This is a genomic window from Streptomyces sp. MGP-P1 (genome assembly GCF_057766565.1).
This window is the reverse complement of record NZ_JBYMEM010000007.1, coordinates 608,958-620,101: the sequence shown is the minus strand read 5'-3', so window position 1 is coordinate 620,101 and position 11,144 is coordinate 608,958. Positions and strand designations below refer to the sequence as shown.

The following is an 11,144-nucleotide window of genomic DNA, read 5'->3' as shown; positions in this document are numbered from 1 at the left end:
GACCGCGGACGGGGACGGGGACGGGCCGGCCGGGAGCGGACCCGGGGCAGCCGCGGCCGGAGGAGGGACAGCCACGGACGGGACCGGAACGGTCACGGACGGAGGCGGGAGCCCGCACGGCCCCGGGAGCCCGCGGGACCCCGGGGCAGGGGCTGACCTGGAGTCTGCGCGGCCGTGGCCCCGAGGACGTACCGGTGCTGGCGGACCCCGGGCCGCCGCTCGGCCGCCCCGCCGGGCCCGCCACCGGGCGCGGCGTACGCGTGTGCGTGGTGGATTCGGGCGTGGAGCGGGACCATCCGCTGATCGGTCCGCTGGCCGGTTCCTGGGTGGTCGTGAAGGACGCGGGGAGCGGGGAGATCACGGTCGAGCCGACGACCACCGGGGACACCTGCGGGCACGGCACCGCGTGCGCGGGCATCGTCCGCCGGACCGCCCCGGAGTGCGAGATCCACAGTGTGCGGGTGCTCGGCGAGCGGTTCTCCGGCACCGGCGACGTCCTGATGGCCGGGCTGCGCTGGGCGGTGGAGCAGGGCTTCGACGTGGTCAACCTCAGCCTGTCGACGACCCGCACACGGTTCGCGCAGGAGCTGCACAGCCTGGCCGACAGCGCCTACTTCGCCCGTACGGTGATCGTCGCCTCGGCCCACAACACCCCGGTGGAGAGCTTCCCCTGGCGGTTCGCGTCGGTCATCTCGGTGGGCAGCCACCAGGAGGACGACCCCGAACTGCACCTGTACAACCCGGAGCCCCCGGTGGAGTTCTTCGGTCCCGGCCAGAACGTGACCGTGCCGTGGCTGGGCGGCCGGACGATCCGCACCACGGGGAACAGCTTCGCCACGCCGTACGTCGCCGGGCTCTGCGCCCGCGTCCTGTCCGCGCATCCGCGGATGACGGCCTTCCAGCTCAAGAACGCCCTCTATCTGTCCGCGGCCAATGTGCGCCACACGCCGCGTCCTTCCACTGCGGCAGGAGATATCCGTGACGACTCCGAGAACTGATCCCGCTCCCTCCCTCTCCCCCACCGCCGCCCCGGTCGCCGACGCCGACGCCCGGACCGCCGACGCGCCGCGCCGCGAGTTGCTCCAGTCGGTGGTCGACGTGGCCCGCGCCATCTTCGGGGCCGAGGCCAGCTCGGTCTTCCTGCTCGACGAGGAGGCGGACGAGCTGGTCTTCCAGGCCGTGTCCGGGCAGGGCGAGGAGTTCCTCGTGGGCCGCCGCTTCCCGGCCGGCCGCGGGATCGCCGGATGGGTGGCGACCTCCGGCGAGCCGATGGTGGTGGACGACCTGAGCGCGGATGCGTCCTTCGACCGCTCGCTGGCCGAGTCGACCGCGTACGTGCCGAACGCCCTGATGGCGGCCCCGCTCATCAGCGACTCCCGGATCCTCGGCGTGCTGGAGGTGCTGGACCCGTCCCCGCAGGCCAGGTCGGGCGTCCGGGAGCTGGACCTGCTCGCGATGTTCGCCCGGCAGGCCGCCGCGGCGCTGCGGGTGGTCACCCCGGAGCGGGTGCGGGAGGCCGAGCAGCGCGCGGCGTCCGGCGCGGGCCTGCCGGAGGGTGCGCGGCGCGAGGACGCGCTGAAGCTGCTGGGTAGCCTGGAGCGACTGCTGCGGGGCGTCGGCTGAGGAGGCCGGCGACCGCATCCGTCGTCCGGATGGGAGTAGCCACCGGCCCGGCGGGCAGGAGCGGGGCGTCGGCACAAGGAAAGGGACCCGAACGATGAAGCTCGCATTCTCCACCCTCGGAGTGCCGGGAACGCCGGTATCCGAGGTCGTCCGGCTCGCCGCCGGGAACGGCTATGGCGGGGTGGAGCTGCGCGTCCACCCCGAGGAGCCGGTGCACCTGGGGCTCTCGTCGTTGGAACGGGCCGATGTGGTCGAGGCGTTCAAGGCCGGCGAGGTGGAGATCCTGGGCCTCGCCGGGTATGTGGGGGCGGCTGCCGAGGGGGACGACGAGCCGGTCCTGGCGGAGCTGTCCGAGCTGGTGAAGCTCGCCCGGGACCTGGGCGCGTCCTACGTCCGGGTCTTCCCGGGCGGCGGCGACCAGGAGCAGGCGGAGGCCGACGCGACGGCCGCCCGGCGGCTCGGTGCGGCGGCGCCGGCCGCCGCCGACATGGGTGTGAGCATCCTGCTGGAGACCCATGACTCGCACCGGGCGGGCCTCGACGTCGCCCGGATCGTCGCCGCGGTCGGGCACCCGCGGGTCGGCGCGATCTGGGACGTGCTGCACACGTGGCTCGCCGGTGAGGAGCCGGCCGCCAGTCAGGCGGTGCTCGCTCCGCACCTGGGCTACGTCCAGGTGAAGGACGTCGCGTCGGCGGACGACCTCACCCCGGTGGCGCTGGGCTCCGGGGTGGTTCCGCTGGCGGACTGCCTGGACGGGCTCGATCCGGACACGTGGGTGTGCTGGGAGTACGAGAAGCGCTGGTACCCGGGGGCGGCGGAGCTGCCGGGGCTGCTGCGCGCGGGACGCGAGTACCTGCTGCGGCTCGGAGCGCCGAAGCAGTAGCGGCGAGGGCGGTACCAGGGCGCGGGGGCCGGCGCGAGGCGGCGTACCCCGCGCTTTCGCGTGCGCGCGGGCGGTGTGCGCCCGTGCGCTTCCGTGACCGGGTGGGGCGGCGCGCCCCTGCTTCCGGCCCGTCCGTTCTCGCCCCTCCGTTCGCGTGCGGGTCGTGACGCGGGCGGCCGGGCCCCTTGACTGGAAGTTATTTTCCATATAAGCGTACTCACTTGGAAGTTTCTTTCACCCCGGGAAGGAGCTCACGTGCCCCACCGCACCTCAAGACGCACCCTCCTCACCGCCACCGCGGCCGCCACGGCGGCGGCGGCGATCGGCGCCCCCGCCACCCCCTCCGCCGCGTCCGCGCCCACCACGAACGCCTCCACCGACCGCCGGCTGCGACGGATCATCGCCGGGATGAGCCTGGAGGAGAAGGTCGGCCAGCTCTTCGTGACGCGGGTCTACGGGCACTCCGCCACCGACCCCGACCAGGCCGACATCGACGCGAACCTCAAGGAGATCGGGGTCCGTACGGCCGCCGAGTTGATCTCCACGTACCACGTCGGCGGCATCATCTACTTCACCTGGGCGCACAACACCCGCGACCCCCTCCAGATCGCCGACCTCTCCAACGGCCTCCAGCGCGCCGCGCTCGCCGGGCGCTCCCGGCTGCCGCTGCTCGTCTCCACCGACCAGGAACACGGCATCGTCTGCCGGGTCGGCGAACCCGCCACCCTCCTGCCCGGCGCGATGGCGCTCGGCGCGGGCGGCTCGCGCTCCGACACCCGCCGGGCGGCCTGGATCGCGGGTGCCGAGCTGGCCGCGCTCGGCGTCAACCAGAACTACGCGCCGGACGCCGACGTCAACGTCAACCCGGCCAACCCGGTCATCGGCGTACGGTCCTTCGGCTCCGACCCCGCAGCGGTCGCCGCCCTGGTCGCCGAGCAGGTGAAGGGCTATCAGGGCGCGGGCATCGCGTCGACCGCCAAGCACTTCCCCGGCCACGGGGACACCAGCACCGACAGCCACACCGGGCTGCCCGTCATCAACCACACCCGCGCACAGTGGGAGGAGCTGGACGCCCCGCCGTTCCGCGCCGCGATCCGGGCCCGTATCGACTCGATCATGACCGCGCACATCGTGGTCCCCGCACTCGACCCGTCCGAGGACCCGGCCACGCTCTCCCGGCCGATCCTCACCGGCATCCTCCGCGAGGAGCTGGGCTACGACGGGGTGGTGGTCACCGACTCGCTCGGCATGGAGGGGGTGCGCACGAAGTACGGCGACGACCGCGTGCCGGTCCTCGCGCTGCTGGCGGGCGTGGACCAGCTGCTGAACCCGCCGAGCCTCTCCGTCGCCTGGAACGCCGTGCTGGAGGCGGTGCGGGGCGGTGAGATCAGCGAGGCGAGAGTCGATGAATCGATCCTGCGGATCCTGCGGCTGAAGAGCCGACTGGGCCTGTTCCGCGACCCGTTCGTCAGTCGGCGGGGCGTCGAGCGCACGGTCGGGAGCCGCGCCCACCGGGCCGCCGCCGACCGGATCGCCGAGCGCACGACGACCCTGCTCGCCGATCCGGGCGCCCTGCTGCCGCTCTCCCGCCGCAGCCACCGCGACCTGCTGGTGGTGGGAGCCGATCCGGCCTCCCCCTCCGGGACCACCGGCCCACCGACCAGCACCCTGCGCGACGCCTTCGGCGAACTGGGCTTCTCCGCACGTGCGTTGTCCACCGGTACGGCTCCGAACCAGGCGAAGATCGCCGAGGCGGTCGCCGCCGCCGAGGGCAGGGACGCGGTGGTCGTGGCGACGTACAACGTCACGGCGACCAGCTCGCAGCGCACCCTGGTCACGGCCCTCGTGGCGACCGGCGTCCCGGTGGTCACCGTCGCGGTCCGCAACCCCTACGACGTCGCCCACCTCGCCGGGACCGGGGTCGCCGCGAGCCTCGCCGCGTACTCCTGGACCGACGTCGAACTCCGCGCCGCCGCCCGGGTGATCGCGGGCCACGCCGATCCGGAGGGCACCCTCCCGGTCCCGGTGCAGCGCGCCGACGACCCGACGCAGGTGCTGTATCCGGTGGGCCACGGGCTGTCGTACTAGCCCGGGCGACCGGACGGCACCGCGCCCCTCACACCTGGCGTGGCCCGCGCCAGGTGTGAGGGGACGCCGCTACGGGCGCAGCGTGGCCTCGTCGCGCTCGATCTCGCCGTTGCGCTGGTCCAGCTTCTTGTCGAACTTCGCCAGCGGCTTCGCCTTGGCCGGGTCGGCCTCGACGGCCGCCGGGGCGACGCCCGCCCAGCGCAGGATCGCGGCGGTGGCCTTCGCCTTCTCGTCGGCGACGAGACCGGAGACCTTCGCGCCGTGGTTGCCGCCCGGGACGGTGTAGACGTAGCTGTCCTTCGCACCGCGTCCGAGACGGAACGGCTCCGCGCTCCACGGGTCGTTCTCGCCGTTGACGTACATCATCTGGCGGGCGTTGCGCTTGACCCAGCGGTCGATGTCCCGCATCGCGCCCCGGTCGAACTTCATCGGGATGGAGCGGGGCACGAAGTTGCGCGGGGGCTGGTAGCCGTAGCGGCTCAGCTCGCTCAGCCAGGGCTGCTCGATGTCCGGCGACCCGAGCTGGGTGCCCGCCTGGTAGTAGTACGGGGTGTACGTCTCGAGGCCCTGGTCGACGTAGGCGGAGAAGCCGGAGATGGCGTCGACGGAGTTCCAGATGTCCTCGTCGGTCGCCTTCTCGGCGTCGGCCGGGAGGTCCACGCAGTCGGCGGCCAGGCTGTACTGCCAGAACGCCCACCCGTAGTCCATGACCGTGGCCTCGTAGGCGCGGTCGAGGGAGCCGATGGTGTTGAAGGTCCAGCCCTTGGCGGCGGCCAGCTCCTTGTACTTCTTCTGGAGCGGGGCCCGGCGGATCAGCGCCTCGCGCTGCACGTCGGCCAGCTTGTCGCGGCACTCCTCGGTGCCGACGTCTGCGAAGAACCGGTCGTACGCGGAGTCCTCGTCGTTCACGACGTCGTTGGGCGCGACGTAGGCGACGACGCCGTCCATGTCCTTCGGGTAGAAGCGCTCGAAGTACGTGGCGGTCATGCCGCCCTTGGACCCGCCGGTGGCCAGCCACTTCTTGTCGTAGATCTTCTTCAGCGCCGTGAACACCCGGTGCTGGTCGCTGGCGGCCTGCCAGATGTCCAGCTTCGACCAGTCGGCGGGGGCCGGCCGGGACGGGGTGAAGTAGCGGTACTCCAGCGAGACCTGGTTGCCGTCGATGATCTGCGTCGGCTCGCTGCGGCTGGGGTTGGTGGAGACGTTGTAGCCGCTGGTGAAGAAGACCGTCGGGCGGCTCACGTCCTTGTGCAGCAGCGTCAGGCGCTGCTGGAACGTGCCCTTGGACGGGCGCCGGTGGTCGACCGGCTGGGTGTAGTTGAGGACGAAGTAGCGGTAGCCCGCGTAGGGCTTCTCCTGGATCAGACTCATGCCCGGGATGGCCAGGATGCGGTCCTTGATGTCCTCGTTGCTCGCTTCGCCGCCCTGGGCGGCGCCGCTGCTCCGCTTCGCGGCCGGCTCCGCGGCGGTGGCCGCACCGGCCGAGGCCCCCGTGGCTCCGACCGTGCCTATGAGCACGGCGAGCGAGAGAACCCCTGTGAGTGACTTGCGCATGCACGCTCCCCTTGATTCACGACAGTCGCCGTGAACTTATCGGGGCAACACACGCCACGCCAGACCTGGTTGTCCGTGTCAGGGGAGAAGATCCCTGTCGGCGGGGAAGACCGGCCGGCGTATTCAGCAGAGAATCCATCCGGTGGAGGCGGATTTCCTGCCGATCGCGCCGGTGGCGCGTACGCAACGGTTGAGCGCGTTGACCGTGACCGGGCCGGCCATCTTCGTGTACTTGCCCTTGTCGGAGACGGCGCGACCGCCGCGCGCCTGGAGCGTGACGCTCATCGTCCGCCGCTTGCCGGGCTTCTTGGCGACGGTCACCGCGCACGCCTGCGCGCGGCTCTTGTAGACGCGCAGCTCTCCCGTGGAGAACTCGACGGTCTTCGCGGGGCGGCCGGAGCAGCCGGAGGCGGCCCGGGCGACGCCGGGGGCGCCGAGAAGGGGCACGAGTCCGGCCAGCAGGAGCAGGACGAGGAGGCGGACCAGGAGGGGCCGTCCCGCCGTGCCTGGCGACCCTGCCGATCCCGCCGGTCCCGGCGACCGGGTCGACCCTGGCGACCGGGTCAGCCCTGGCGACCGGGTCGGCCCTGGCGACCGGGTCGGCCCTGGCGACCGGGTCGGCCCTGCCCATCCAGCCGGCCCTGTCGATCCTGTCGGTCTCATGGGTCTCACCGGCTCCGCAGTCCTGTCGAACACCTTCGCCCCCACCTGACGTCTGTACGCACCCGTGCGTCTCTGGCTACGACGCAGCGGACGGGCGGGAGGTTGCACGCGGGGGGGGGGGGGGCCGCCGCCCCTCAGACGCCCGCCGGCTCGTCCTCCCCTATGCCCTCGCCGATGAAGGTGCGCCACAGCCGGGCGTACCGCCCGCCCCGGGCGAGCAGTTCGTCGTGTGTGCCGTCCTCGACGACGCGCCCGTGGTCCATGACCACGACCCGGTCGGCGCGGGCGGCGGTGGTCAGCCGGTGGGCCACCACCAGCGTGGTGCGGCGGCCTGCGAGGCGGTCGGTGGCCTGGTTGACCAGGGCCTCGGTGGCGAGGTCCAGGGCGGCGGTGGCCTCGTCCAGGAGCAGGATGTCCGGGTCGACGAGTTCGGCGCGGGCCAGCGCGATGAGCTGGCGCTGTCCGGCGGAGAGGTTGCGTCCGCGCTCGGCGACCTCGTGGAGGTAGCCGTCCTCCAGCGTGGCGATCATCTCGTGCGCGCCGACCGCGCGGGCGGCGGCCTCCACCTGGGCGTCGGAGGCGTCGGGCAGCCCGTAGGCGATGGCGTCGCGGACCGTGCCGGCGAAGAGGTACGCCTCCTGCGGGACGACGCCGAGGCGGTGCCGGTAGGCGGTCATGTCGAGGGTGCGCAGATCGGCTCCGTCGGCGGTGACCCGGCCGCCCGTGGGGTCGTAGTACCGGGCGACGAGCTTGACGAGGGTCGACTTCCCGGCCCCCGTCTCCCCGACGAACGCCACCGTCTGGCCCGCCGGGATGCGCAGGTCGACACCGGTCAGGGCCTCCTCGTCGGAGCCGTACGCGAAGGAGACGTCCTCGAACGCGATCTCGCCGCGCAGCGAGAGCACGTCGAGCGGCTCGTCCGGGTCGGCGGTCGAGGTGGGCTCGCGCAGCAGCTCCTGGATGCGGCCCAGGGAGACGGTCGCCTGCTGGTAGCCGTCGAAGACCTGGGAGAGCTGCTGGACGGGGGCGAAGAACAGCTCGATGTAGAGGAGGTAGGCGACCAGGGCGCCGACGGTCAGCGTGCCGTTGTCGACCCGGCCCGCTCCGACGATGATCACGGCGGCGGCGGCGATCGAGGCCAGCAGCTGGACGAACGGGAAGTAGACGGAGATCAGCCACTGGCCGCGTACCCGGGCCTGGCGGTAGTGGTCGCTGTGCTCGGCGAAGCGGGCGGCCCCGTCGTGCTCGCGGCCGAAGGCCTGGACGATCCGGAGGCCGGAGACGGACTCCTGGAGGTCGGCGTTGACGGCGCTGATGCGGGTCCGGGCCAGCTCGTACGCCTTGACGCTGCTGCGCCGGAAGAAGACGGTGCCGATGATCAGCACGGGCAGGGTGGCGAAGACGACCAGGGCGAGCTGGACGTCCAGGACGAGCAGTGCGGCCATGATGCCGAAGAAGGTGACGACGGAGACGAACGCGGTGACGAGCCCGGTCTGGAGGAACGTGGCGAGCGCGTCCACGTCCGTCGTCATCCGGGTCATGATCCGGCCGGTCAGCTCCCGCTCGTAGTAGTCGAGGCCGAGCCGCTGGAGCTGGGCGAAGATCTTCAGTCGGAGCGCGTAGAGGATCCGCTCGCCGGTCCGGCCGGTCATCCGGATCTCGCCGGTCTGCGCGACCCACTGGACGAGCACGACGACGAGCGCGATCGCGGACGCCGCCCACACCGCACCGGTGGAGAGCTGGGAGACGCCCTCGTCGATGCCGTGCCGGATCAGGACCGGCAGCAGCAGGCCCATGCCGGCGTCGACGGCGACGAGCCCGAGGCTGATCAGCAGGACCGCGCCGAAACCGCGCAGCAGCCGGCGCAGCCCGTAGGAGTCCTCCGGCCGCACGGCGGCGGCCTCGTCGACCTCGGGGGTGCCGGTGGCGGGCGGCAGGGCCTCGACCTGGGCGAGCAGCTCGGGCGTCGCGGGCATGCCGGCGACGGTGGTGTCCCGCTCCTCCTCCTCGCGGATCCAGAGCGCGGGCGTGATGCCGCGCTCCGCGTCGAACTCGGCGTCCAGCTCCTCCTGGAGCGCGCGGTCGTCCTCGGGGCCGGCCTTCGGGAGCGTCCGCCGGTGGCCGGGCGAGGTGCCGCCCAGCTCGTCGGGGTCGGTGAGGAGGCGGCGGTAGAGCGCGGAGGTGCGCTCCAGCTCCTCGTGGGTGCCGATCGCGGCGAGCTTCCCGCCGTCCAGGACGGCGATGCGGTCGGCCAGCTGGAGGGTGGAGCGGCGGTGGGCGATGAGGAGCGTCGTACGGCCCGCCATCACCTGCTTGAGGGCCTCGTGGATCTCGTGCTCGACGCGGGCGTCGACGGCGGAGGTCGCGTCGTCGAGGAGGAGGAGCCGGGGGTCGGTGAGGATGGCGCGGGCGAGGGCGACGCGCTGGCGCTGGCCGCCGGAGAGGGTGAGCCCGTGTTCGCCGACGGTGGTGTCGTACCCCTTCGGCAGGTCGGCGATGAACCGGTCGGCCTGGGCGGCGCGGGCGGCCTGTTCGATCTGCTCCTGGGTGGCGTCGGGGAGGCCGTAGGCGATGTTGGCGCGGATGGTGTCGGAGAAGAGGAAGCTGTCCTCGGGGACGAGCCCGATGGCGGAGCGCAGGGACGCCTGGGTCAGCTCGCGGACGTCGTGGCCGCCGATGAGGACGGCCCCGTGGGAGACGTCGTAGAAGCGGGGCAGCAGGAGCGAGACGGTGGACTTGCCGCTGCCGGACGCGCCGACGACGGCGACGGTCTCGCCGGGTTCGACGGTGAGCGAGAAGCCGTCGAGGACGGGCCGCTCGTCGTCGTAACCGAACCGTACGTCGTCGAACTCGATGCCGGCCGGGGCGTCGGCGGGCAGCTCCTTCGTACCGTCCCGCATGGAGGGTTCGGTGTCGATGAGCTCCAGGACGCGTTCCACACCGGCCCGGGCCTGCTGGCCGACGGTGAGGACCATGGCGAGCATCCGGACGGGGCCGACGAGCTGCGCGAGGTAGGTGGAGAAGGCGACGAACGTGCCGAGGGTGATCTCGCCCCGGGTGGCCAGCCAGCCGCCGAGGGCGAGCATGGCGACCTGGCCGAGCGCGGGCACCGCCTGGAGGGCGGGGGTGTAGCGGGAGTTCAGCTTGATGGTGCGCAGCCGCCCGGCGAACAGCCGGCGTCCGACCTCGCGGAGTTTGCCGGTCTCCTGGTCCTCCTGGCCGAAGCCCTTGACGACCCGGACCCCGGAGACGGCCCCGTCGACGACTCCGGCGACGGCGGCTGCCTGGCTCTGGGCGTACCAGGTGGCGGGGAAGAGCCGGGTGCGGGAGCGGCGGGCGATGAACCAGAGGGCGGGGGCGACGGCGAGCGCGACGAGGGTCAGGGGCAGCGAGAGCCACGCCATGATCACCAGGGAGATGACGAAGAGCAGCACGTTCCCGATGGTCATCGGGAGCATGAACAGCAGCCCCTGGATCAGCTGGAGGTCGCTGGTGGCCCGGCCGACGACCTGCCCGGTGGACAGTTCGTCCTGCCGTTTCCCGTCGAGCCGGGTGATCGTCGTGTACATGTCCGTACGCAGGTCGTGCTGGACGTCCAGGGCGAGCCGGCCGCCGTAGTACCTGCGGATGTAGGTGGCTATGTAGACGAGGACGGCCGCGCCGATGAGCAGTCCGGTCCAGACGGCGAGGGAGCGGGTGTGGTCGGTGACCACGTCGTCGATGATCACCTTGGTGATGAGCGGAACGAGGGCCATGACGGCCATTCCGGCGAGCGACGAGCCGAGAGCGAGCACGACGTTGCGCCGGTACCGCCACGCGTACCCGGTCAGCCGCCGGCCCCACCCCTGTTGCTCTGCGCCCGTCACGCGTTGCCTCCCGTCGCGGCCTTCACCTCGGCCTGTCCGCTGATCCAGCTGATCCAGTTGTTCCACTGGTTCCCCCTGGCCTACCGCAAGGCACCAACGCCCGGGGCTGCGGATTTCATCCCGCCGCAACAAAAGGGGGCGGCGAACGGGGCCGATGGTCGGGGGCGTGCGGTACCGGGGTCCCAGGCCCCGGCCGGGAGCCCCGGCCCGGGTCCTGGGAGCGGTTCGGAGCCCCGGCCGGGCGGGTAGTCATCCGCAGCGGCATGGGCGGCCTCCCCGTCGGAAGGCCGTCGGAAGGGCCGCCGAAGGGGACAGGAAGCATGGCGAACGACCGGCTCACCGAGGCCTACCGTTGCGGACGGCTCTACGCGGCGCTCGCCGCGCTGGAGCGCCTCGGCGAGGGCACGCACCACTCCCTGGGGAGGCCCGGGAAAGCGGCGGCAGGCGTCGACCGAACCGCGCAAGCA

7 protein-coding genes are annotated in these 11,144 nt (G+C 72.6%); 4 read left to right on the top strand and 3 right to left on the bottom strand.

The features are described 5' to 3' along the window. Positions 1-152 precede the first annotated feature (152 nt). From AC3CH1_RS24430 to AC3CH1_RS24415, 4 genes are all read left to right on the top strand, one after another. Complete coding sequence (locus AC3CH1_RS24430) at positions 153-998, top strand: S8 family peptidase (RefSeq protein ID WP_488466728.1); 846 nt, start codon at positions 153-155, stop codon at positions 996-998. Next, complete coding sequence (locus AC3CH1_RS24425) at positions 934-1,623, top strand: GAF domain-containing protein (RefSeq protein WP_488464886.1); 690 nt, start codon at positions 934-936, stop codon at positions 1,621-1,623. Before AC3CH1_RS24430 ends, AC3CH1_RS24425 begins: the two co-directional genes overlap by 65 nt. A 94-nt stretch (positions 1,624-1,717) precedes the next feature. Continuing rightward, positions 1,718-2,506 (top strand): sugar phosphate isomerase/epimerase family protein, encoded by a 789-nt coding sequence (locus tag AC3CH1_RS24420; protein WP_488464885.1) that lies wholly within the window; start codon positions 1,718-1,720, stop codon positions 2,504-2,506. A 255-nt stretch (positions 2,507-2,761) separates the two neighbouring features. Then, on the top strand, positions 2,762-4,594 hold the full coding sequence (locus tag AC3CH1_RS24415; protein ID WP_488464884.1) for a glycoside hydrolase family 3 protein: 1,833 nt from the start codon (positions 2,762-2,764) through the stop codon (positions 4,592-4,594). 69 nt (positions 4,595-4,663) lie between these two features. On the opposite strand, the gene AC3CH1_RS24410 is transcribed toward AC3CH1_RS24415, so the two are convergent. From AC3CH1_RS24410 to AC3CH1_RS24400, 3 genes are all read right to left on the bottom strand, one after another. After that, complete coding sequence (locus tag AC3CH1_RS24410; protein WP_488464883.1) at positions 4,664-6,148, bottom strand: S28 family serine protease; 1,485 nt, start codon at positions 6,146-6,148, stop codon at positions 4,664-4,666. A gap of 123 nt (positions 6,149-6,271) precedes the next feature. Then, on the bottom strand, positions 6,272-6,595 hold the full coding sequence (locus AC3CH1_RS24405; protein WP_488464882.1) for a hypothetical protein: 324 nt from the start codon (positions 6,593-6,595) through the stop codon (positions 6,272-6,274). Positions 6,596-6,945: 350 nt separating this feature from the next. Then, a complete protein-coding gene (locus AC3CH1_RS24400) occupies positions 6,946-10,677 on the bottom strand; it encodes an ABC transporter ATP-binding protein (RefSeq protein ID WP_488464881.1) in 3,732 nt (1,243 codons plus the stop codon). Positions 10,678-11,144 lie beyond the last annotated feature (467 nt).